Source organism: Enterococcus hulanensis (assembly GCF_005405485.1).
Taxonomy (GTDB): domain Bacteria; phylum Bacillota; class Bacilli; order Lactobacillales; family Enterococcaceae; genus Enterococcus_A; species Enterococcus_A hulanensis.
Genome location: NZ_BJED01000012.1, coordinates 1 through 22,426, shown reverse-complemented (window position 1 = coordinate 22,426; position 22,426 = coordinate 1). Strand labels below are relative to the sequence as shown.

Annotated in this window: 20 protein-coding genes and 1 tRNA gene; 11 read left to right on the top strand and 10 right to left on the bottom strand. The window is 40.4% G+C overall.

Annotation, left to right across the window (positions count from 1 at the left end; translation table 11 throughout):
* Positions 1-31: 31 nt before the first annotated feature.
* The 3 genes from FFR60_RS13700 to FFR60_RS13690 form a co-directional block, all read right to left on the bottom strand.
* On the bottom strand, positions 32-1,471 hold the full coding sequence (locus FFR60_RS13700; RefSeq protein WP_137664576.1) for an NCS2 family permease: 1,440 nt from the start codon (positions 1,469-1,471) through the stop codon (positions 32-34).
* 134 nt (positions 1,472-1,605) lie between these two features.
* The gene (locus tag FFR60_RS13695) at positions 1,606-2,262 is read right to left on the bottom strand and encodes a hypothetical protein (RefSeq protein WP_137664575.1); all 657 of its coding nucleotides are present in this window, start codon (positions 2,260-2,262) and stop codon (positions 1,606-1,608) included.
* A gap of 306 nt (positions 2,263-2,568) precedes the next feature.
* Positions 2,569-4,680: an LTA synthase family protein gene (locus FFR60_RS13690; RefSeq protein ID WP_088932773.1), complete on the bottom strand. Its 2,112-nt coding sequence runs from the start codon at positions 4,678-4,680 to the stop codon at positions 2,569-2,571.
* Between the two features lie 178 nt (positions 4,681-4,858).
* Between FFR60_RS13690 and FFR60_RS13685 the strand changes: the two genes are divergently transcribed.
* The gene (locus FFR60_RS13685; protein ID WP_371853413.1) at positions 4,859-6,028 is read left to right on the top strand and encodes a class I SAM-dependent rRNA methyltransferase; all 1,170 of its coding nucleotides are present in this window, start codon (positions 4,859-4,861) and stop codon (positions 6,026-6,028) included.
* Positions 6,029-6,050: 22 nt separating this feature from the next.
* Entirely contained in the window at positions 6,051-6,800 is a 750-nt protein-coding gene (aroD, locus tag FFR60_RS13680) for a type I 3-dehydroquinate dehydratase (protein ID WP_137664573.1), read from the top strand.
* 68 nt (positions 6,801-6,868) lie between these two features.
* Here aroD and FFR60_RS13675 read toward each other — a convergent pair whose 3' ends face one another.
* On the bottom strand, positions 6,869-7,906 hold the full coding sequence (locus tag FFR60_RS13675) for a tagatose 1,6-diphosphate aldolase (protein WP_137664572.1): 1,038 nt from the start codon (positions 7,904-7,906) through the stop codon (positions 6,869-6,871).
* A 130-nt stretch (positions 7,907-8,036) separates the two neighbouring features.
* Between FFR60_RS13675 and ybaK the strand changes: the two genes are divergently transcribed.
* On the top strand, positions 8,037-8,522 hold the full coding sequence (gene ybaK / locus FFR60_RS13670) for a Cys-tRNA(Pro) deacylase (protein ID WP_088932770.1): 486 nt from the start codon (positions 8,037-8,039) through the stop codon (positions 8,520-8,522).
* On the opposite strand, the gene FFR60_RS13665 is transcribed toward ybaK, so the two are convergent.
* Positions 8,519-9,775: a BaiN/RdsA family NAD(P)/FAD-dependent oxidoreductase gene (locus tag FFR60_RS13665; protein WP_137664571.1), complete on the bottom strand. Its 1,257-nt coding sequence runs from the start codon at positions 9,773-9,775 to the stop codon at positions 8,519-8,521. The two genes, ybaK and FFR60_RS13665, sit on opposite strands and share 4 nt — an antisense overlap.
* A 162-nt stretch (positions 9,776-9,937) precedes the next feature.
* Between FFR60_RS13665 and gdhA the strand changes: the two genes are divergently transcribed.
* The 5 genes from gdhA (at position 9,938) to FFR60_RS13640 (ending at position 15,661) form a co-directional block, all read left to right on the top strand.
* A complete protein-coding gene (gene gdhA / locus FFR60_RS13660) occupies positions 9,938-11,281 on the top strand; it encodes an NADP-specific glutamate dehydrogenase (RefSeq protein ID WP_137664570.1) in 1,344 nt (447 codons plus the stop codon).
* A gap of 85 nt (positions 11,282-11,366) precedes the next feature.
* On the top strand, positions 11,367-12,713 hold the full coding sequence (locus tag FFR60_RS13655) for a glucose-6-phosphate isomerase (protein WP_137664569.1): 1,347 nt from the start codon (positions 11,367-11,369) through the stop codon (positions 12,711-12,713).
* A 308-nt stretch (positions 12,714-13,021) separates the two neighbouring features.
* A complete protein-coding gene (locus FFR60_RS13650) occupies positions 13,022-13,246 on the top strand; it encodes a hypothetical protein (protein ID WP_137664568.1) in 225 nt (74 codons plus the stop codon).
* Positions 13,247-13,956: 710 nt separating this feature from the next.
* Positions 13,957-14,868 (top strand): ABC transporter ATP-binding protein, encoded by a 912-nt coding sequence (locus FFR60_RS13645; protein ID WP_137664567.1) that lies wholly within the window; start codon positions 13,957-13,959, stop codon positions 14,866-14,868.
* A complete protein-coding gene (locus FFR60_RS13640) occupies positions 14,861-15,661 on the top strand; it encodes an ABC transporter permease subunit (protein ID WP_137664566.1) in 801 nt (266 codons plus the stop codon). Before FFR60_RS13645 ends, FFR60_RS13640 begins: the two co-directional genes overlap by 8 nt.
* A gap of 50 nt (positions 15,662-15,711) precedes the next feature.
* On the opposite strand, the gene FFR60_RS13635 is transcribed toward FFR60_RS13640, so the two are convergent.
* From FFR60_RS13635 to FFR60_RS13620, 4 genes are all read right to left on the bottom strand, one after another.
* On the bottom strand, positions 15,712-17,280 hold the full coding sequence (locus FFR60_RS13635; protein ID WP_137664565.1) for a glycerophosphodiester phosphodiesterase family protein: 1,569 nt from the start codon (positions 17,278-17,280) through the stop codon (positions 15,712-15,714).
* Positions 17,281-17,661: 381 nt separating this feature from the next.
* Positions 17,662-18,258, bottom strand: a complete 597-nt coding sequence (locus FFR60_RS13630) for a TVP38/TMEM64 family protein (RefSeq protein ID WP_088932763.1) — start codon at positions 18,256-18,258, stop codon at positions 17,662-17,664.
* 188 nt (positions 18,259-18,446) lie between these two features.
* Entirely contained in the window at positions 18,447-18,896 is a 450-nt protein-coding gene (locus FFR60_RS13625; RefSeq protein ID WP_088932759.1) for a threonine/serine exporter family protein, read from the bottom strand.
* A gap of 29 nt (positions 18,897-18,925) precedes the next feature.
* Entirely contained in the window at positions 18,926-19,678 is a 753-nt protein-coding gene (locus FFR60_RS13620; protein WP_088932758.1) for a threonine/serine exporter family protein, read from the bottom strand.
* A gap of 393 nt (positions 19,679-20,071) precedes the next feature.
* Here FFR60_RS13620 and FFR60_RS13615 point away from each other — a divergent pair, with 393 nt between their 5' ends.
* Both FFR60_RS13615 and FFR60_RS13610 read left to right on the top strand, forming a co-directional pair.
* A complete protein-coding gene (locus FFR60_RS13615) occupies positions 20,072-20,644 on the top strand; it encodes a TetR/AcrR family transcriptional regulator (protein ID WP_088932757.1) in 573 nt (190 codons plus the stop codon).
* A 41-nt stretch (positions 20,645-20,685) separates the two neighbouring features.
* Positions 20,686-20,773: transfer RNA gene (locus FFR60_RS13610), tRNA-Ser, on the top strand.
* A gap of 52 nt (positions 20,774-20,825) precedes the next feature.
* Here FFR60_RS13610 and FFR60_RS13605 read toward each other — a convergent pair.
* A complete protein-coding gene (locus FFR60_RS13605) occupies positions 20,826-21,452 on the bottom strand; it encodes a YitT family protein (RefSeq protein WP_371853451.1) in 627 nt (208 codons plus the stop codon).
* Between the two features lie 273 nt (positions 21,453-21,725).
* Between FFR60_RS13605 and FFR60_RS13600 the strand changes: the two genes are divergently transcribed.
* The gene (locus FFR60_RS13600) at positions 21,726-21,953 is read left to right on the top strand and encodes a hypothetical protein (RefSeq protein ID WP_088932762.1); all 228 of its coding nucleotides are present in this window, start codon (positions 21,726-21,728) and stop codon (positions 21,951-21,953) included.
* The last annotated feature ends 473 nt before the right edge of the window (positions 21,954-22,426 follow it).

The window sequence follows — 22,426 nt, the reverse complement described above, 5'->3', positions numbered from 1 at the left end:
TTGGTTTTACGCTTCTTTTGTCATCAAGTGCTTATAAAATTGCTAAGATAATAAAGTTTAGAATGAATAGAAGATCCACGATCCAAAGAATCGGAGAGATTTCTTTCGTTTTTCCTTTGATTACTTTAACGATCGTGTAGAAGATGAATCCAGCAGCGATCCCGTAAGAGATGCTGTAGCACAGCCCCATGAAGACGCTGGCGAAGAATGCTGGAACAGCTTCTTCTAAATCTAACCAATTGATATCCGCAAAGGAAGCTAACATCATCACACCGACTAAGATCAACGCAGGTGCAGTTGCTTGAGCTGGCACGATTGCGATCAATGGAGAGAATAAGCTGCTTAGTGCGAATAAAATAGCAACGACAACAGAAGTTAAACCTGTTCGGCCGCCAGCACCGATTCCGGCTGCTGATTCGACGTAAGTAGTTGTATTTGAAGTACCGAAGATCGCACCGATAGAAGTAGCGATCGCATCTGCGAATAAGGCTTTGTCCATCTTTGTTTTGAAACCGCGTGAACCATCGTCTAAAGCTTTTTCATCTTCTTTAGAGAAGATGCCCGTTCTGCGGCCAGTACCGATAAAGGTTCCGATCGTATCAAAAGTATCAGATAAGCTGAAGGCTAAAATCGTCATTAAAACCTGCGGCAGTTTAGAAGAATCAGAGAAAAGAGAACCCATGCCGGCAGGACCAAAGGCTGCGCCGAATGTTGTTCCAAGTTCTTGGATCGAACTGCCTAGTGAGTTTGCGTGCCAATCGATCGCGCCTAATTGAACGACGCCCATTGGAATTCCTAATAAAGTCGTCACCACGATACCGATCAAGATCGCGCCGCGGACATTTTTAACCACTAAAATCGTAGTAAGGACTAAGCCGATCACAGCTAGTAAAATTGGTGCGTTATTAAAGTTTGCCAAAGCTGGAACGATTCCGCTGTTGATAGAAACATTTGTTGCTTTGCCGCCTTCAACCACACTGCTGGTGATTGCTGATGAGTCCGCACTGAAAGCAAGCAAGCCGGCATTTTTGATCCCAACATAAGCAACGAAGATCCCGATCCCGCCGCCGATGGCATGCTGCATACTTTCCGGAATTGCATGAATGATTAATTTACGAATTTTTGTGACGGTAATCAAAATATTGATGATCCCGCAGATAAATACCATTGCTAAAGCTTGTTGCCAAGAGTAGCCTAGACCGAATACGACTGTATAAGTGAAGAATGCGTTCAGTCCCATACCAGGTGCCTGCGCATAAGGAACGTTCGCAAACAATCCCATAACTAAAGTCCCGATTACAGACGCGATGATGGTTGCTAAGAAAACCGCCTGAAAGGGCATCCCTGAAGCTGATAAAATACTTGGATTAACGAATAAAATATAGCTCATGGCGAAGAATGTCGTCACTCCGGCCATTACTTCAGTGGAAATGTTGGTGCCTTGTTCTTTTAATTTAAAGAATTTCTCCATTATAATTAAACGCTCCTTAAGAATAAGTTCATTATATCGGTAAAAACCGAATACTTTCTAAGTATAATGAAGGAACAATCGACTTTCAAGAATTAGTTTAACAAAAGAACAAACAAAAAGAAGAATGTTCGTGTTTAGCGAACATTCTTCTTGAAAGAACCGAAATATATCAGACGAGAACAGCCAATTAACAGACATAAGCAGGCGCAGATAAAAATAATCGATTTAAATAATGAACTGAAAAACAAATCAAGCATAGTTGTTGAAGATAACTCAAAGGAAAGAGAAGAACGAACTGAATAAGCGATTCCGCTCGACCCATTACTTAATCTAAAGTTCGGCAATTCCTTTAATTGATTCAAGCCTTGATGATAAAAAGATTGCAAGATCGATTCGAAGGCAGGTTCGAAAAGAGTATACAACAGAATCAAACCGATCGAGGCAACCATCAAACCAAGGAAAAATTCTAAACCGGTCGAGTAGATCAGCTGCCTCATGGAGACGGCTGATTTTCTTTGCCTGTGAATTCTGATTCCAAAGAAGATCAGCAGCAAAATGAATAGGCCGATCGCACTTGCAGTCAAGCGCTCGGAATAATATTGCTGCAGTTGTTGAATTTCTTTTGTGGTAAATAACGGAATCTGCGTGGAGGAATCGAGTTGATTCAACACTAATTTAAGCATTCCTAAACTCGTCAAGATAAAGAGAGCAACCAGACAGATCACCCATGAAATCGAGAATTGTATGCGATGCCGTTTGATTGTTGAAAGCGTTGTTGAAATTAATTCCATAGATTCCCACCTCTTAGTAATAAGTATAAAATCCTAATTTGAAAGAAATATGAATTCTATCGGAAGAAATAAGAGCAGATAAGAAAGGCTTCGCGAACTCGCTCAGCTTTTGAGCAATAAGACCAAAATATTTCTAAATTGCTTCTCAAATTTCGAAATATTTTTGCTTATTGCCGATAAAGCTAATTCGTGAAGCCAGACATAGATATACCCGCTACAAAGCGATTTATTCATGTAAAGATTTTATACTTTCTTTATAGTCAAAAAAACACTCTTCACAATTTCGTGAAGAGTGTTCGAAATAACTTATTGTTGGCTTTGTTCCTGATATTGTTTATACGTTTCGGTCTTGTACAGCTCTTGAGTGGATTTCTTTCCATTTTGATCAAATAGGCTGGTTGATTTATCGCCTAATTTGTTCTCGATTTTCTCCATCTTATTCAGACCATCTTTATAGTCATATTGAGAAGCGTCGATAGGTTTCAAACCGCTGGCAGAATAGAAGCGTAATAAGTCGCCATTGTTGATATTATCAGAAGTACTCAACTGAGTAGAGACGGCTTCCTTCCATTCTTCGCTTTGTTTTTGCAGGCTCTCGCTTGGTTCAGTGATCGCCAATCCATTACTGTTACTATACAAGCTTCCGCTGTAATACGTATATTCCGGAGTTACATAGTCGCCATCACGGAAGGCAACAATTTGATCATTGTCCTTAGACAACAAATCTTGACCTAATTGAATATACTTGCTTGTGTCAACTCCTAATAGATGTAACAGGGTAGGCAGAGCGTCTACTTCGCCACCATAAGTGTGGTTGATGCCGCCTTTTTCTTGTCCTGGTACGTGAACCATGTAAGGGACACGCTGCATTTGCGCATTGTCAAAGTTTGACCAAGTTTCTTTTGACTTGCCAAGCAGTGGTGCTAAATCAGAGTTTCTTGAATTCGAGATCCCATAGTGGTCACCATACATTACGATGATCGAATTATCATATAAACCAGAAGATTTTAAGTAGTTGAAGAATTCTTCAACCGCTTTGTCTAAATAGTTTGCTGTGGCAAAATACCCGTTAATCGTTTCATCGCTAGTATCTGCCATTGGGAACCCAGCTTCATCATTTTTGAATTCGCTATAAGGGTAGTGGTTAGATACAGCAATAAATTTAGAATAGAATGGCTGCTGCAGACGTTCCAGATACTTCACAGATTGCTGGAAGAAAGGTTTGTCATGCAGTCCGTATTGGAATGAGTTTTCATCGTTTACATCATAATAAGATGAATCGAAGAAATAATCATAGCCAAGATTTTTATACGTTTCAGAACGATTCCAGAAGCTTCCGGAGTTCCCATGGAAAGCGGCACTCGTGTAGCCTTCGGTTTGCTTCAAGATATCTGGAGCAGCTTGGAACGTGTTTTTTCCGCCAAGTTGCGAGAATAATGAGCCTTGGTTCAAACCAAATAATGAGTTTTCCATCAATGTTTCAGCATCGGAAGTTTTCCCAGCTTTTACTTGGTGGAAGAAATTATCAAAACTAAAGGTACTGTTGCTATGGAAAATGCTATTCAAGAATGGTGTTACTTCATGTTCTTGTCCATTTTCATCCTTCAGCTTATAGTCGATCACAAATTGCTGCAAACTTTCTAAGTGGATCGTGATTACATTACGTCCTTTTGCGATTCCGTAATAGTCGCTGTTTGGAGCAGCATAATGCTCTTTAACGTAGGATTCGACTTCTTTTAAATCATTGGGGCTTGCTTCTGCACGGACTTGGTTGGTTTTATACGTTTGGATGCCATCGTAAACGGTGAAGGCATTGACCCCAAGATATTTGATCAAGTAGTCGCGTGAGAAGGTACGTGTCAATAATTCAGGACGATCTGCTTCTGCTAGGAAAAGATTTCCTGAGAAAATCATGATTGAAAGAGCGGTCATCGCAAAGGCCATCCGTGCTCGGACAGGACGATCTTCACGCTTGATGCCTTTACGCCATAAAAGAATCGGCAGGATCACGATATCAATTAAATATAAAACATCGTATGGACGGAAAAGTCGAACGGCGCTTTCACCTAAGCCGCTGGCAACCTTGCCGGCACCTAAGAAAGTGTTGACCGTAATAAAGTCGGTAAATTCACGATAGTAAACGACATTGGCAAAGAGCAGGAAGCTCGCCAGTGCGTAGATGATCATCATCGTGGTGTAAGAGGCTTTCGACCGTCGCACATATAAGGCAATCGACAATAAGAACATCGTCGACGCGATTGGATTGATAAACAGGATGAAGTACTGAGTCAGACTTTCGATCCCTAAATTAAATTCAAATAGGTATGCAAAAACACTTTTCGCCCATAATAAGAATGTCAGTAACGCATAAAAGCCGAGACGTTTATTCAAAAATGCAGGAGCTTTTAGTTTTTTCAATAGTAACTTCCTTTCTGCCGCAGAAAAAAATGCGGAATGTTCACTTGTTAACAGTTTACTCGCTTACGTCAACGCCGTCAATTCTTATCGAAATCAGAGCAATCATGCTTAAAGAAAACTTTATAAGCGAAAAAACCTATTTTTTTTTGATATACTATAGAAGAAAGCAGGGATGAGAGTGAAAATAGAATTAAATAATTATGGAATTAAACGAATTCGCCAAGGCAACCCATTAATTCAAGTGGAGGATTTGAAACAAAATATAAAAAAAATTCCCTTAGAGTGGATAGAGTTCGTCGATAATAAGAATAAATATGTCGCAACTGGTTATTTAGGGAAACAAAATAAAGGCTTCGGCTGGGTGATTGATCAAACACAGCGACCGATCGACCAAGCTTTTTTAATAGAGAAATTTCAGCAAGCACTTGATCAACGCCAAGCTTTTTTCGCCGATGATACGACGACGGCTTTTCGTTTATTCAATGGAGAAGGCGATGGCTTTGGCGGTGTAACGGTGGACTATTATGCGGATTATCTAGTCATTTCTTGGTACAACGAAACGATCTATCATTTCCAAAAGCTGATCGTGGACAGCTGGTTGGAAGTCTTTCCAAACGCCAAGGGTGTTGTTGAGAAAATTCGTTTTAAAAGCGAGCTGAAGGAAAGCCGCTGGTTAGCAGGAGAAAAACCGCAGGAACCGTTAATCGTACTGGAAAATGGCGTTTCCTATGCCGTATACTTAGATGAAGGCTATATGACCGGCATTTTCTTAGATCAAAAAGAAGTTCGCGGACGTTTAACAGAAGGACTCGCGGCAGGACAAAAAGTCTTGAACATGTTCAGCTATACAGGGGCATTTTCCGTTGCGGCCGCATATGGCGGGGCTTTAGAAACAACCAGTGTTGATTTAGCTCAACGCAGTCTGCCGAAAACACAAGAGCAATTTGAAGTGAATGGTTTGTCATTAGAACAACAAAAAATTATCGTAATGGATACATTTGACTATTTCCGCTATGCATTAAGGAAGCATTTAAGTTATAATCTGATTATCTTGGACCCGCCAAGTTTTGCCCGAAATAAGAAGAAAACCTTTTCAGTGGCAAAAGACTATGGTCGTCTAATTGAAGACAGTGTAGAGATTCTTTCAGAAGAAGGAATGATCATCGCCTCCACGAATGCAGCCAATCTGCCGATCAAGAAATTCAAACAAGCAATCGAAACAGCGTTAGAGAATAAAAACGTGAGCTATCAATTAACAGAAAGCTATCGTTTGCCAGCAGATTTTCCGGCCAGCAATTTTGAGGAAAGCAATTATTTGAAAGTTTTATTTTATACGATAAAAAAATAGAAGAAAATGGGATGGGATGCGTATGATGGATGTTCAAGTAAGAGAAGTGCGGTTTGATGCAGGAAAACCTAAAATCTGCGTGCCGATTGTTGGAAAGACTTTCGATGAGATCATTGAACAAGCAAATGAAGCCAAGAAAGTTGCCGAGGTCATTGAGTGGCGTGCGGATTATTATGAAGATATTTTCGATGATGATCAATTAAATGCAACATTATTGGCGTTACGAGATGAAATCCGTAATATTCCATTGATCTTCAACCTGCGTCCGGTTGAAGCGGGTGGACAGCTCGAAATTTCTCTAAATCAATATCGTCATATTTATGAGTTTGCAGTTTCTTCGCGTGCGATTGATTTGGCGGACGTAGAGGTGTCGATCATTGATCAATTATCGACGACGTTTATCAAATGGATGCAGGCGTTAGATGTACGTGTGATGCTGAGCTATTATAACTTCAAGGAAACGCCAGAGGACGCTGTGATTTTATTCCGTTTAAACTTGATGGAACATTGGGGAGCGGATATCGCGAAAATTGTCGTATTTCCTAAAAACGAAGCAGACGTTTTACGTCAGATGGAGATCGTAATGAAGGCTCAAACTTTTGTTTCCTTGCCCGTTGCTTCGGTGTCACTAGGACGCTTAGGAAAATTATCGCAAATCAGCGGATCATTGGACGGCTCCTGTATGACCTATGGTTGTCTGGAAGGCAAGCCTTATGATGATGCCCAGATCGAAGCAGAAAAATTGGTCATGATGATCAACGAATTAAAATAAAAAAAGCCGAACGACTATTTACTATCGAAACTGATAGAAATATAGTCGTTCGGTTTTCTTTTGCTTATTTAGTCCATGACATCAATATCAAATACTTCTATATTATCTAGACCGCCGTAAATTTCGTGCCAAGGTTTTGCATACTTCGTTAAGATGTCATTTAATTCTTCGACATTTTCACGACCTTGGGTATCCAACCATTTGATCAAGCCGTCTTTGCCTTCATCGGCGTAGACTTGAACACCGTCACGCCATGTAGCTCGTCCGCCAAGAATACCGCAATAATTTGCGCCGTGTTCGCCGGCAAATTTCAATTCATCGCGGAAGATATCCGCAGGGACACCCGCACTTAGATAAATAAATGGGCGAGTGGCAGCTTCTCCAGCCTCTTTGAAGTAGCCAGCCGCTTCCTCTTGTGTATAGACGACTGGATCATCACCTTTATTAAAACCTTCAACGTATTTAAATAGAACAGGAACTTCCACCTTCAATACATCGATATGGTATTTGTCCTTCGTAAATTCCTTGATAGTATCAATCACTTTTTTCGGTTTGATTTCAGCGAATTCTGGTGAATGGTCGTCAGTGATTTTTCCGTCATACACGATCGGTTCCACAAAGACTGGAATATCTGCCGCAAGTGCTTCTGTTCCTAGACGTTCCAAAAACGCATGTTTGATGTCCAAAATTTCCTTGGGTTCATCTGGATCATAATAAACCAAGACTTTAGCGGCATCTGCCCCTTTAGCCAATAAACGATCCAAGGATTCATCTGGCAATAGTTCAGGTAAACGACCGGGAGTATTAGCATCGTAACCGGTTTTTTCATAAGACATGATCAAGCCGCAGTTTGGATCTTTGGCTTGGATACCTTTAAAGCCGTATTGTTCGTCAAGCAGGATCGCGCTGACACGCTTGGTTAATTCTTGTGAGACCAGTTCTTTGAATTCATAGACCTGATCCATTGAGAAGTTTTCTTCACCGACAGCTGCTTGCATCATCTTTTTCATAGAGCCTCGTTGATCGATCGCTAAGGCCGCAATGACACCTTGATCATTTGACAATTGTTGCATCTTTTCAAACTTTCCTCTTGAAATTCTTTTCATGATGAATACATCCTTTCCATTACATACTCAGTGTAGGACTTTTAAGAAGAAAGACCAAATGAAACGATCGATTTGTTTCATTTCAACTTTTTTGCTAGACTTTAGAAAATGAATGAAGTGAGGGATTGACTTGGCGAAGAAGAAAATTCAAAAGACCAATGCGATTCGTTTAGTCGAACAAAAAAAGATTGCCTATAAAGAACATGAATATGCATGGAGTGAAGATGATCTGGGAGCGGGGCATGTTTCTGAACAGGTCGAAATTGAACCGGCTCGCATCTTTAAAACTTTGGTGGCGGTGGGGAACAAGACAGGCCCCGTCGTTGCAGTGATCCCAAGTGATCATGAATTGGACTTGAAGAAAATTGCGAAGGTCAGCGGCAATAAAAAGGTTGAGATGCTGCATTTAAGAGATTTAGAAGCGACGACTGGGTATATTCGCGGCGGCTGTTCGCCCATTGGCATGAAGAAATTATTTCCGACCTTCGTGGATGCTTCGGCGGAAAATTTTGAACAGATCGCAATATCAGCAGGCAGAAGAGGCCTGCAAATGGAAATTGCCCCCAACGCCATTGTGGAACTGACGCGAGGACAATTTGCAGAATTGACGCATTAAGCAAAGGCGTGATAGGCAGCGTGGGTGCCTGCTACGTAACCTGTACAAAAAGCGGTAGTGATATTATAGCCGCCAGTATAGCCATTCACATCTAGTACCTCCCCGGCGAAAAATAAGCCGGGGATTTTTTTGCTGGCAAGTTCTTTGGGATTGACTTCTTTTAGTTCGACGCCGCCGCCAGTAACGAAGGATTTTTCTAAGCCAAAGGTTTTGTTGGCGGTCAAGGACCAGTTCTTACAATAGGAAACAAATTTTTCTAGCTGCTCCTTTGAAGCCTGCGCATAGCTTTGTTCGCTGATGCCGCTTTTTTCTAAAAAGAAAAGCAGCAGTCGTTCCGGTAAGAAGCCAGCCAACGCATTTTTCAGTTGTTTTGTTGAAGCAGATGAACGTTCACGTATTTCTTCCATTAAATCTGCGGCAGTTTTTTGCGGGAAGCAATCGAGTTTCAGTGTGACTGTTTCTTGCGTTCGCAATAATTGATTGACGAAGCTTGAACAACGCAAGGCCGCTGGACCTGAGATCCCAAAGTGGGTAAAGAGCAGATCCATCTCATGGCTGGCGATGGTTTTATTTTTTTCATCAATGACTGATAGGCTTACATCCTGCAGAGATAGTCCCTGTAATGATTTGGCTGAAACAAATTCATCAGTTAGAAAAATCGGTGATTCAGTTGGATACAAGGGTGTCACATGATGACCGACACTTTTTGCGAAACGATAACCATCTCCTTGTGAACCAGTCGAAGGATAGGTGATCCCGCCGGTTGTTACCACTACACTTTTGGCGGAGTAATCGCCTTCCGAGGTGCGGACACCTTGGATTGACGCGCCATCGGTAATGATCTTTTCGACAGGTTCTTTAAAGTGAAGCTCGACACTTAGTTTTTCTAATTCTTCCTTTAAGGTATTGACGATCGTGGCAGATTTATCCGATACCGGGAAAATTCGTCCATGATCCTCTTCCTTTAAGGCAACACCGCGTTCGCTGAAGAAATTCATCACATCCTGATTATCAAATTGCGAGAATGTACTATATAAGAAGCGTCCGTTGCCGGGAATATGAACGATCAAATCATCAACTGGGCGATTGTTGGTCACGTTGCAGCGTCCGCCGCCGGTCATCAGTAATTTTTTTCCCAGTCGTTTATTTTTTTCGAACAGGGCGACCTGTGAACCATTCATGGCCGCAGTAATGGCTGCCATCATACCGGCTGGACCGCCGCCGATCACGATTACATCAAATTTTTTGCTCATTTTATTAAGTCCTCATTTATCAATAAATTTGTTTGAATATTCTGGTTAATCATACCTTAAATACGAACGATTTGCTTTCAAATTGCTGTGTGAAATGAATTTTTTTTCACTTTCATTAGAAAATGATGTAAACTATGAGTATTAACTGTGAGGAGGAATTTGATGGAAGTACGAGAATATGTTGAACAGATTCAAAAGAACTTAGAGGCAAAAGATCCGAACCAAGAAGAATTTTTACAAGCGGTGGATGAATTTTTACCAACAGTGATTCCTTTTCTAGAAGAACATCCGGAATACGTTGAGAAGAATATTTTAGGTATGATCCTTGAACCTGAACGGTTGATCCAGTTCCGTGTCCCTTGGCAAGATGATAAGGGTAATTGGCAAGTCAATCGCGGGTACCGTGTTCAGTTTAATTCAGCGATCGGCCCATATAAAGGTGGCTTGCGTTTCCACCCAAGTGTGAATTTAAGTATCTTGAAGTTTTTAGGTTTCGAGCAAATCTTTAAAAATAGTTTGACAGGTCTTCCAATTGGCGGCGGTAAAGGCGGTTCAGATTTTGATCCAAAAGGTAAATCTGATTCTGAAGTTATGCGCTACTGCCAAAGCTTCATGACAGAATTATCAAAACACATCGGTCCGAATTTGGATGTCCCAGCAGGTGATATCGGTGTCGGCGGACGTGAGATCGGCTATTTGTTTGGTCAATACAAACGTTTGCGTGAATACGATATGGGTGTTTTGACTGGTAAACCTCTTGGCTTTAACGGCAGTCTTGGCCGGACAGAAGCGACTGGCTATGGTGCGGTCTACTTCGTGAAACATTTATTAGAAGATCGTGATGATTCTTTTGAAGGAAAAAAAGTTCTTGTCTCAGGCAGCGGAAACGTGGCGATCTACGCGATCGAAAAAGCGCAGGAATTAGGCGCAACAGCTATTACATGTTCAGATTCCAATGGCTATATTTACGATAAAGACGGCATCGATGTGGAACTCTTGAAGGATATCAAAGAAGTTCGTCGTGCGCGTTTAACCGAATATGCGAAAGAACGTCCGTCAGCGGAATACCATGAAGGGTCTGTTTGGGAGTTTGAACAAGCTGCGGATATTGCCTTGCCATGTGCAACGCAAAATGAGATTGATGATGAAAAAGCAGCGATCTTAGTGAAAAATGGTGTGAAGGTTGTAGCTGAAGGGGCAAATATGCCTAGTACGAATGGTGCCGTCAAGCTGTATCATGAAAAAGGCGTGCTTTACGGACCAGGGAAAGCGGCGAATGCAGGCGGCGTTGCTGTATCAGCCTTAGAAATGAGCCAAAACTCTCAGCGCTTGGCATGGTCGAAAGAAGAAGTCGATGGCAAATTAGACGATATCATGAAAAATATCTACGAAACTTGTCGTGATACGGCTGCAAAATATGCTGATAAAGATAATTTTGCTGCTGGTGCCAACATTGCTGGTTTCGAAAAAGTTGCTGCTGCCATGTTAGCGCAAGGAACAGTTTAAATTTTAGAAGGTTTAAGCTTGAAAAATCATTAAAAGAAACGTAAAGTATAGATTGTTATGAAGTGACTTTCAAGGAGGAAAAACAATGGCACACATACATTTCGATTATTCGAAAGTAGCACCATTCGTGAGTGAACATGAAATGGACTACATCAAATCTGAAGTAGCTCTAGCTCACAAAGAATTACGCGAAGGTACTGGCGCAGGAAATGATTTCCTAGGCTGGATCGATCTTCCAGTAAATTATGACAAAGATGAATTTGCCCGCATCAAAAAAGCAGCTGAAAAAATTCAATCAGATTCTGAAGTATTAGTTGTTATCGGAATCGGCGGATCATATCTTGGCGCTCGTGCAGCAATCGAGTTCTTACACCAAAGTTTCTTCAATGTGTTGGACAAAGAAGATCGTAAAGCACCACAAGTATTCTTTGCTGGAAACTCAATCAGTTCAACATACATCGCTGACTTGATCGAAGTGATCGGCGACCGTGATTTCTCAGTTAATGTGATTTCTAAATCAGGAACAACGACTGAACCAGCAATCGCGTTCCGTGTCTTCAAAGAATTATTGATCAACAAATACGGCGTAGAAGAAGCGAACAAACGTATCTACGCAACAACAGACAAAGCTCGCGGAGCCGTTAAGGTTGAAGCAGACGCAGCAGGTTGGGAAACTTTTGTTATTCCTGATGATGTCGGCGGACGTTTCTCAGTACTTACAGCAGTTGGTCTATTGCCAATCGCAGCAAGCGGCGCAGACATCGATGCATTGATGCAAGGTGCAGCTGACGCACGTGAAGCTTACTCAAGCGAAAACTTAGATGAAAACGAAGCATATCAATATGCTGCTCTTCGTAATATTTTATACCGTAAAGGCAAAGTGACTGAAATCTTAGTTAACTACGAACCAGGTATGCAATATTTCAACGAATGGTGGAAACAATTATACGGCGAATCAGAAGGAAAAGACTTGAAAGGGATCTACCCATCAAGTGCGAACTTCTCAACTGACTTGCATTCATTTGGACAATACATCCAAGAAGGCCGCCGCAACATTTTCGAAACAATCGTGAAAGTGGAAAAACCTCGTAAATCCGTGGCGATTCCTGCACAAGAATCTGATTTAGACGGTTTAGGCTACTTAGAAGGCAAAGACATTGACTTTGTTAACTCAAAAGCTTACCAAGGTACGTTATTAGCCCATACAGATGGCGGCGTACCTAACTTCGTATTGAATATCCCAACAATGGATGCTTATACGTTAGGTTATGCAATGTACTTCTTTGAAATCGCAGTTGGTATCTCTGGTTACTTATTGGGTGTTAACCCATTCAACCAGCCAGGTGTGGAAGCTTACAAGAAAAATATGTTCGCTTTGCTTGGAAAACCAGGATTTGAAGATTTAGCAAAAGATTTGAATAATCGTCTATAAAAGGTAGTGAAAGAGCTCTCGCATTGCGAGGGCTTTTTTTATTGGTATAGTAAAATTAATATACAGCTAATCAAAATTAATGTAAAAAAACATAATGTTAGATAAATGAAATCGATTTAAAACAAATTAGGATAAGTAAAAATGAACGTTAGATTAAAAATAACTCAAGTTGTTTATGTTCGTGTTTTCCGAATTTTCTAAAAATTCTATCGAGACGTTGATATAAAAGCAAAAAAACTATTAAAAAACGTTTCCAATTTATTGCCTTTGTGTTATTATAAGAACGTAGAATTAAAGGGGGATTTATTATGAAAACTATTGAAATTGGTCTTACTTATGAATGCCAGGCTATCGGCATTGAAAATGAAGTGGTAGGAGTTGTAGAACAGCTTTACAATAATACGGTACTGATTAATGTTGTGTCATGTGCGCCATCTGATCGAGCAGCCGTGATTGAATTACAAAATCGTTTACTAGTAAAATACGAAAACGTTCATGCTTGTGCAGAAATCGAATGCACCGCTACCGCTTAACTTTTAGCTGAGCATGTGAAATATTTATCTTAACAGGAACTAGACCCGAACCTAAACAAGGATCGGGTCTTTTTTGTCAGTTGCACTTTTCGCAGTTCTTATGGGAAGAAAACAAAAAATCATTTATAGTAAATCTACATTCAAGATGTTTAGTGCAATGATATGCGCAGTGATAATAAAACGCATTTTTCCTAAGAAAAATGATCTCCTTAAATGGAGCTAGCTGCTAGTTCTGCTTTTCGCAGTATTTATAGGACGGAATAGAAAAAAGATGATTTAGATAGATACAAATAGAAAAGTTTAGCAGAATCGTATGCGTGGCGAGAATAAAGCTATTTTTCGTGCTTTTCGAAAAGTAGCCTCTCTGATAGAAGCTAGCTGTCAGTTGCACTTTTCGCAGTTCATTAAGTAAAAAGTTAAAGACTTATATATACATAATAATTTTCGGGCGAAATGTTTAGTGCAATGATATGCGCAGTGACAATAAAATGCATTTTTCCTAAGAAAAATGATTACCTTAATGGAGCTAGCTGCGAGTTCTACTTCTCTGTTTCTAGTAAGAAATAAAATATTTAATCTTCAAGTATCGCAAAGGTTGATTTACAGTCCTAAAAGTTAACAACAAGTCCATTGAAGCTTTGGATTGGAAGAAATACAATAAGGGTGTAGGGGATATGATTTTTAGTTGATGAGGGAAATGAGGGAGCTAGATGGATGCAATTGAGATCAAACAATTAGAAAAGATTTATACAGAGGGTAAGAAGGCATTAGAGGATATTAGTTTGGTGGTTCCTGAAGGGACGATTTTTGGTTTCTTAGGGCCAAATGGTGCTGGGAAAACCACCACGGTTAAATTATTGAACGGGATTTTGAATCCGACTCGCGGGGAAATGCGGGTGCTTGGGCTTGATCCAGTCAGCGAGGCAGAAAAGCTCCATCAATCGACAGGTATTTTAACTGAGCATGCGGGAATGTACGATCATTTTTCCGGAATTGATAATCTGCGTTTCTTTGGACAGCTTTTTGGTATGACAAAAGCTGAAAGTGAAACGCGCGGAATGGAGCTGTTGGAAAAATTAGGACTGACAGACGCAGCTGAAGTGAAGCTGAAAAGTTATTCGACCGGGATGCGGCAGCGGCTTTCGTTAGCAAGAACATTGATTCATCGTCCAAAGGTGCTTTTTTTGGACGAGCCTACTAGCGGACTTGATCCTGAAAGTACGAAAAGCGTGAATGAATTTTTATTGGAGCTTTCAAAAGAAGAGGGAACGACGATCTTTCTGTGCACGCATCAATTAAGGTATGCGCAGGAAATTTGTAATGAGTATGGCTTGATGGATAATGGACAATTATTGGCCTTAGGCAGCCTAGAGCAGCTGCGCCGCCGAACCTTCGATCACTATAAATTGATCATTGAAACGGATGTTATGCCGCCATCGCTTAACAGCAAACGGATCAGGGAGAATGTCTATGAGCTTTCCTTCCAAGAAAAAGCAGAAGTACCTCAACTGGTAAAAGCAATCGTTCAACAAGGCGGGAATATCTCGCAGGTTACACCAATGGATTATTCTCTGGAGGATATTTATTTTGCTTTATTAGAAGGAGGGGAAGAGCATGTTTAATAATCGGCAAAAGGCCATTATGGTCAAGGATATTCGAGGAATCACTGAAAACAAGCGCTATTTTTCAGTTTTAACGATTCTGCCGCTGCTTTTTTCAGTGGTATTTCCTACGCTGATGCTGTTGACGGTTCTGATGAGTCCGACTAATTCTTCGTCATTTACCGAGATGGCTCGGATTTTACCGGACTTTCAAAAGCTGGATCAGGAACAGCTCATTCGTGAACTGCTTTCCTTAATGGTCAATAATGTCATTCCAATCTTCTTTTTGATTATTCCCATCATGACAGCTAGTGTGATGGCTGCCAGCTCATTTGTTGGCGAAAAGGAAAAACGAACGTTGGAAACTTTACTTTATTCTCCCTTGTCGATTCGGGAGATTTTTCGAGCAAAAGTTTATGCTTCATTTCTCGTGGGGGTCTTAGTGACCTATGTTTCGTTTGTTTTGACAGTGATCGTGGTGGAAGTAGAGTTGTATATTTTTAAGGGAATGCTGCTTCCTTTGAGTCTCAACTGGCTCTGGGTGATGCTGCTGATTGTTCCGGCGATCACGATTATCTCGATCGTACTGATCGTCAAAGGATCGGCCAAAGCTACGTCGATCGAAGAGTCGCAGCAAAAAGCCGCCTTTTTGATTCTTCCGCTGGCGCTGTTGATGATCGGTCAATTTACGGGGATTCTGGTTTTTAGCGGCTGGATCGTGGTTTCTATCGGACTCGTCTTATTAGTAATCGCACTGCTGCTGCTGAGATATTCTATGACAGGTTTTACTTATGAGCGTTTATTAGATCGATAAAAAGGACCGTAAACAATTTTCCATGAAGGAGATTGTTTACGGTCTTTACTTTAGTCAAATTGCAGGATGCTGGCAGTCTGGGCCTTTATGTCATCAGACTTGTTGGAGAAGACACTCATATCATCTGTTAGAATGCCGTTGATCTGTTGGAAACGAAGAACGGCTGCTTGCTGCTGCGAGTTCACCGGCCAAGCATAGACAGCTTGTTTGCGCTGACGCAGAACCTGAATCAGGTCGCCATTTGCGGTGCGCGACTCGATATTGACGAAATCTAATGAAGTCTTGGGATTACCTAAAAGATCGAAGGGCAAAATATAGCCGACACGCAGTTTAGGGAAGTCTTTCTTCATTTGATTTGCCGTATCAAGATCCATGCTTTGCAACTGATGATTTGCCAGTTGATTTTTTAATGGCAGCAGTTTTTGGGTGATCGTGGCTTTGGTCTTGCCAGTGACCTTCAGTTCGATCAACAGTTTTTGATTTAATTGGTTTGCAACTGCCAAGTAATCAGAAAATAAGGGAATTTTACTGGTATAGCCGTTTTCTTTTAAGGTGATGTTCTTTAAGTCTTGCCAAGTTGTTTCATCGATCCGCAAGTTTTTATCTGCTAAGGCATTCAGGTCTTCATCGTGGATCACGACTAGCTGATGATCGGCGGTTTCTTGAACATCCATTTCAACGAAGTCTGGCCGCAGCTGTTGACTCGTTTTTTTCAAAACCTCGATGGAATTTTGGACACCGTTATGATTCGACACACCGCGATGCGAGATGGTCATCGGAGGCGCTGCTCGTTGGACTTGAAAAGCATGGGTATAGTGCAGCGAGTAAAGTCCTAAGCAGGTGATGATAATCAGGCCTAGCCAAAGGATCGATCCTTTGGACATTGATTCGTCGTTAAGGGGCTCTTTGTCCGGCGCAGCCAAATAAAGAAAAAAGAACGTCCATAAAATATTTTGTATGACCCGATAAACTACTAAGAAAACCATGGCGGTACTTTGCTTGGTCAGCAGTTGAGTGGCCCAAATGAAGCCGATTTTGATCAGCAAACTGACACTTACGAAAAAGAGCGGAATCAAAAGAAAGATCACGAATTGTTTAGGAAGACTTTTCTTCGTCTTTTGCCAGCTGAGTTCGATGCTTTCTTTCATGGGTTTACTTTGTTTTAGGTATTTCGGGACTAAGATCGAGCGATAAAGAAAATAGAGCACGATCAAGTAAAGTATTATCAGTACAGGTAAGATTTTCCAACGATAAAGAAACAGGAAAGAAAGCAGCTTCGCCGGCAGAGGCTGCCAAACCAGCAGCATCTGATAAAAGCGAAAGAAAAAAATCGGTGATAAAAACAGCCAATACGCAAAGCTGACAAATGCCGCCTTCAAAGAAAAATTTTGAAAGGCTTTTTCGTTTGATTGCACTTGGCTGAAGAGATTCCCGTAAAGAAAGATCATCGCAAGGAACAAAAGCAGATAAAAAGGTGAGTAAAGGTTGTTTAGAAAGCTTTGGCGGAAAAATAAAAAAAGTCCTTCTGTCAGAAAAGGCAGCCCAAAGCTGATAATCAGGAAATTATAGAGAGAAAAAGTGCTGAAAAAATAAGCAAGACGCTGACGTATGGAATTCATAGCTCCTCCTGTGGTTCTATAAGAAAATCGTTTTTAACGATCTGTGTATTTTTTTATCCTATTTCATCAACCATTATCTGGCTAGTATGTAAATAAAGTATGAATTATTTACGTGAAAAATTTGAAGATTCATGCTGATGGGATACTTGGTTAATTATAGCGAATCGCTATTGTCTAAATCCATTCAATCGTTATGCGATCGCTGAGATGCGAAAAGTTGGTTGAGAGGCAATACCTTTGAATAATAAGAATAGCTCAAATTTTTGCTTTCGTATATAGTAAACTGCCATAGCTGGGACTTGTTCTTCTTTTTAATAAACAAAAAAAGGAAATGCCGAAGCATCTCCTTAAAATGATTGAATCATAACAAACTTAATTGATTTAGAGTCCGAGTAAAGTGGATAGTATTTGGCCACCTTGCAGTAAAGCCAGACTGTATAGGAAGATCGAAGCTGGTTTGGCTAAAAAGATGATCGCGCTGTATTTCTTAAAGGACATGTTCGTCAGACTAGCCATCAAACACAAGGCATCGTCTGGTGCGACAGGTAAGAAAATCGCCAAGGCGAACAGTTTATCAAAACGCGGATCATCCAACCAATGGCTGTATTTTTGATATACCTTATCACTAACAAGATGCATAATCATCGGCTTGCCATAGTGTCTGCCCATTAAGAACAGGATTAAGGAACCGATGACGATCCCGACATAATTATATACAAATCCCCAGTATGGCCCGAAAATCAAGACCCCGGCTGCGAGGCTGATACCACCTGGAATGATTGGAATAACGACTTGGATGATTTGAATCAAAACAAAAATGAGCGGTCCGGCGATCGGTGAATGCCCGACGAGTTGTCTCAACGAATTCATATCATTAAATACTCCTAAGCGATAGAAGTAGAAGGTCAAACTAACAGTTATGGCGATGCCCATTAACGAAATTATATTTAGCAGTCTTCTGGATTGAACAACACTCATTTGATTCATCTCCTTTGTCTTTCTAAAACAAAGTATATAGGATTAATTCACAAAATGCATAGGTCTGAGGTTGTAATTTGTAAATTTCGTGTGAAACTTTATATTTTTTTAGATATTTAGTGACTGCGCTTACATCCTTGAACTGTAAACAAATAAAAACAGGAAGGAATCTCCTGTTTTTAGCGAGCCTATTTTGGTCGAAAATTTAAGCGGGTTTTTTTAAGCGCTCGTTCGATCAAGTTCGTGAACATGAAGCCGATGGCGATGGCACCGGCAGTCACTAGGACTGTGACGACTTTTTCCATTGATTCGGTAAATTCCTGATTCATCATGTGGCGCACGGCCATATAAGCGGGGCCGCCAGGAACTAAAGGTACCAGACTCGGTACGTTAAAAACAATCACCGGCATATGCATGGTCTTTGAAAAAAGAATACTAATAAGTCCAATCATTAATGCTCCCAAGAAATTGGCGATACCGATGTTTTGATGAAAGTATGTTTGTAAGATCCAAAAGGTCATCCAACCGGCAGCCCCGGTAAATCCGCAGGCTAAAAATGCGCGCCGAGGAATATTGGTGATGATACTGAAGGCGATCGTGCTAAACATACTAAATAAAAAATTGACAATAAAATTCATGAGCAACCTCCAAGTTTGATTCTTCTATCTTAAAAGAAATTAAAAGCGACGATGATCCCACCGCCGATCGCACCAGCGATAAACAGCGCCTCGGTGCCGCGAGCAACCCCGCTGATCAAATGTCCCGCCATAATATCGCGAAACGCATTTGTAATCGCAAGACCGGGAACGAGGGGCATGATCGATCCAATGATCAAACTATTCACCTCATGAGCAACTGACAGGGAAACAGCCAGCAGCGACAAACTTCCGATCACCAGTGCCGCCACAAAATCATTTAAGAATTTCATATTCAGCTTCTTGCCAAAAAAGGTGTGCACGCTAAAACCGATCATCCCAATAATAAATGTCGGAATAAAGTCAAACCAAGTGCCGTTTAAGATAATCATCAAGGTACTGCTGACGATCCCAGCAGAAATAATTTTCCATAAATAAGGAAAGTCCGGCGTGGCATCATCCACTTCTTCCAAATAAAGATAAAAATCAGGCAAGGAAAGCTCACCATCTGCGAATTGCCGCGAACCTTGATTAACCGCGGTCACCTTTTCCAGATTGATTGCCTGCGGAGTGATCTGGATCACCTGACTGCTTTGCTCAGAAGGAAAGCCGACGATCACACCAGTAGCCGTCACATAAGTCTGGATATCATCCAAGCCGGCATTGATCGCGATCCGCTTCATCGTATCTTCCACCCGATAGACTTCAGAACCGGACTCCATCATGATCTTTCCGGCTTTTAAACATGTATTTAAAACGAGTTGTGCGTAATTTTGCTGCTCCATCAAGTGAACCTCCTTTTTCTATTCCTATACTATAGTAGAGAAAATAAATAAATTAAACAAGAAAAAGAATAAGGATTGTCACTGACGCTTTGAGAAAGTATAATAAAGTAACAGCAAAATTTTATTTGGCCGATCCTATTTGTGCTTTAAAGAAACACAAGAGCCGTCAAATGTATAACGACTCTTTTGATTTTTAATGAAATAGATTAAAAATTGCAAAAATAATAAAACGGTTCCACCCCTTTTGTAAGAAAAAAGTTACAGGATTAACCGTCAGTTTCAAAAAAACTTCTGTAAATTTAGATAACATGTTGCATAAGGGTTGCAAAACTAATCAGTTTTTGATTAAAATAAAATGACAGTAAAAATAATAACATTCTGGGAGGAATTACAATGAGAAGAAAAGTTTACACAAAAGATCAGATTCTAAAGGCTGCCTATGAAGTTGTCGAAAATGAAGGATTTTCTGGATTTACCGCACGAAACATTGCCAAAAAAATGGGAATCAGTACGCAACCGATCTATTTAGAGTTTAAAAATATGAGTGATCTTAAAAACACTTTGCTAGATGAAATCTGCAATCACCTATACTACGATATTTTCCCAGAAGTTCGCACAGGTGATACGATCATCGATTTGGGCTTGAGCTATGTTTACTTTGCCAAAGAGCAAAGCAATCTTTACAATGCGTTATACGTTCAAGAGTATGGCGGCGGGAAAAAAATGCACGACTTTTCTTACAATTACTTCCACCAATTAATTGTGGAGCATCCGAAATACAGCAAATTGTCTGAAAAACGGATCAATGCCTTGCATGTAGGAACTTGGATCTGTGTAACTGGGATCGCGACCTTGATGTCATCAGGTATCATCGCGCCGACTCAAGATGAGATCGTTCATTTAATCAACCGTACGATTACGAATATCTTAGAAGAAGAAGACACTTCTGTGTTAGACACATTATAAAATCTTGACATTTAAACGAAAAAAGGTAAGATAAATGGTGCGGAAGGTTGGCAGAGTGGTAATGCACCGGACTCGAAATCCGGCGAGCCGCAGTAATGTGGTGCACGGGTTCAAGTCCCGTACCTTCCTTATTTATCAACCGTTTGACGTGGTTTCGACCACGTTTTTTTTGTGCCTATTTTTAGCTTGATTTATGATTTGACTCCCCAATTGACTTCCCTTCTCGTTCCCTCAATTTATTATCAATAGCGGTATACAACTTCATAGCAACGCTCATGATTAAAATCGAGACTGTGGCAAATAGTCCGTCCAGCGGTCGCAAAATATAAAAATTCAGAAAAATGATTACGAGATTGGTCAGCAGTAATCCTCGATAGACCGGTATCTTGAAGTAACGTTCGAGAATAATAGGCGGGATGGTGATTCCACCGTTAGAAGAATTGGACTTATAAAGATAAAATACCCCCAAACTAAACAAGGCACTGCCTATGATGAGAGAAGCAATGTGGGGGAACAGCACTGGGCTTGTCGGAATAAGTTTTAGATAGACTGAAAACAATAAACTTCCAAGGAAAATCTTTGAAAAAACCTGTTTATCTAATAACAGATACGTCAATAAAAGCATGAAAAGATTAATTACCCATACGGTATAAATGCTGTTGACGGATAAATATATCTCGAGCAAATGGCCGATCGCTCCGACTCCAGCCGAGGCAATGTCATGCGGTAATAAAAAGAAATTTAAAGCCAGAGCAATGATTATCACGCCAATAGAAATTTTTATCAGATGCATGATTCCTTTTATGATCGTCACCTTCTTCTTAAATGTTGAAATAATCGTACCATTCTAAAGAAATAAGTTTGGGTCATCTTTTTCAGTGGTGTATGAAATTTTTAGGGGCTGACTGCAGCAGCTTTTTTGATTTTCGTAAAAATGGGATTAGTTAGAGAAATAATATGCGAAATTTCTCTGTAAATTTTCAATACTTACAGAAAAATTAATTGATGAAGCGCCCCTAAATGCTGTTGTTAGCCTTTTCTGCTATACTAAAGTACAAACGTTCTTGAGGAGTGGATGGAAATGGAAGAGACAGTATTCTTTAACCTTGGCAATGCAATTGCCGCGAAGCGTGATCCGAAGGAATTGATCAAAGAAGCGCAGATCGTCAAAGACAACCGTGATCGGCTAGGAAAATTAGTGATCGTTGAAGGTGAAGGAAAAGATGACCTGATCTTGTTTGACTTAGCAGATCAAGAGGAACCATCAGAAAAGAACGAACCTTTTACAGTGAAAAAGATTATTGAATAATCATGGAATCCTTCGTTTATTGAACGGAGGATTTTTTAGCGTGTTAAATCGGAATAATCGTCAATTAAATAGAAAATCAGACTACGTTTTTTTATTTTTTGGCGATTTTTCAAACGGACATAAAAATTATTTTATCCTTAATTAAGCGTTATCGGTAAAGAACAACTCTTATTTTAAACTTATTTTTAAAAATATGGATTAGATTTTTCAAGAATTATCGTTTATGTTTGGCTTATTAATGGATGGGGTATTACTTGAGTTGGTGAGTGTGATGTTTTTTGTGTGTGACTGTAAACAGGTATGTTGAATAAATAGAATCAAATGGAAAAGGAGGAGTTTTAATGGATGAGTATGGCTTGAGCTGTAAGCAGATTTTTTCGTTAAAGCGTAAAACATTAGAAAAACGCATTAGCAATTTCTATAACGAAACGAATGACAGCGACAGCGCGATCAGACTTTTGGTAGCGCTTCAA

What these genes read in the sequence shown, in the direction of transcription:
- FFR60_RS13700 (WP_137664576.1), bottom strand. Translation starts at nt 1,471, where the DNA reads ATGGAGAAATTCTTTAAATTAAAAGAACAAGGCACCAACATTTCCACT.
- FFR60_RS13695 (WP_137664575.1), bottom strand. Translation starts at nt 2,262, where the DNA reads ATGGAATTAATTTCAACAACGCTTTCAACAATCAAACGGCATCGCATA.
- aroD (WP_137664573.1), top strand. Translation starts at nt 6,051, where the DNA reads ATGATGGATGTTCAAGTAAGAGAAGTGCGGTTTGATGCAGGAAAACCT.
- FFR60_RS13675 (WP_137664572.1), bottom strand. Translation starts at nt 7,906, where the DNA reads ATGAAAAGAATTTCAAGAGGAAAGTTTGAAAAGATGCAACAATTGTCA.
- FFR60_RS13665 (WP_137664571.1), bottom strand. Translation starts at nt 9,775, where the DNA reads ATGAGCAAAAAATTTGATGTAATCGTGATCGGCGGCGGTCCAGCCGGT.
- gdhA (WP_137664570.1), top strand. Translation starts at nt 9,938, where the DNA reads ATGGAAGTACGAGAATATGTTGAACAGATTCAAAAGAACTTAGAGGCA.
- FFR60_RS13655 (WP_137664569.1), top strand. Translation starts at nt 11,367, where the DNA reads ATGGCACACATACATTTCGATTATTCGAAAGTAGCACCATTCGTGAGT.
- FFR60_RS13650 (WP_137664568.1), top strand. Translation starts at nt 13,022, where the DNA reads ATGAAAACTATTGAAATTGGTCTTACTTATGAATGCCAGGCTATCGGC.
- FFR60_RS13645 (WP_137664567.1), top strand. Translation starts at nt 13,957, where the DNA reads ATGGATGCAATTGAGATCAAACAATTAGAAAAGATTTATACAGAGGGT.
- FFR60_RS13640 (WP_137664566.1), top strand. Translation starts at nt 14,861, where the DNA reads ATGTTTAATAATCGGCAAAAGGCCATTATGGTCAAGGATATTCGAGGA.
- FFR60_RS13635 (WP_137664565.1), bottom strand. Translation starts at nt 17,280, where the DNA reads ATGAATTCCATACGTCAGCGTCTTGCTTATTTTTTCAGCACTTTTTCT.
- FFR60_RS13630 (WP_088932763.1), bottom strand. Translation starts at nt 18,258, where the DNA reads ATGAGTGTTGTTCAATCCAGAAGACTGCTAAATATAATTTCGTTAATG.
- FFR60_RS13625 (WP_088932759.1), bottom strand. Translation starts at nt 18,896, where the DNA reads ATGAATTTTATTGTCAATTTTTTATTTAGTATGTTTAGCACGATCGCC.
- FFR60_RS13620 (WP_088932758.1), bottom strand. Translation starts at nt 19,678, where the DNA reads ATGGAGCAGCAAAATTACGCACAACTCGTTTTAAATACATGTTTAAAA.
- FFR60_RS13615 (WP_088932757.1), top strand. Translation starts at nt 20,072, where the DNA reads ATGAGAAGAAAAGTTTACACAAAAGATCAGATTCTAAAGGCTGCCTAT.
- FFR60_RS13600 (WP_088932762.1), top strand. Translation starts at nt 21,726, where the DNA reads ATGGAAGAGACAGTATTCTTTAACCTTGGCAATGCAATTGCCGCGAAG.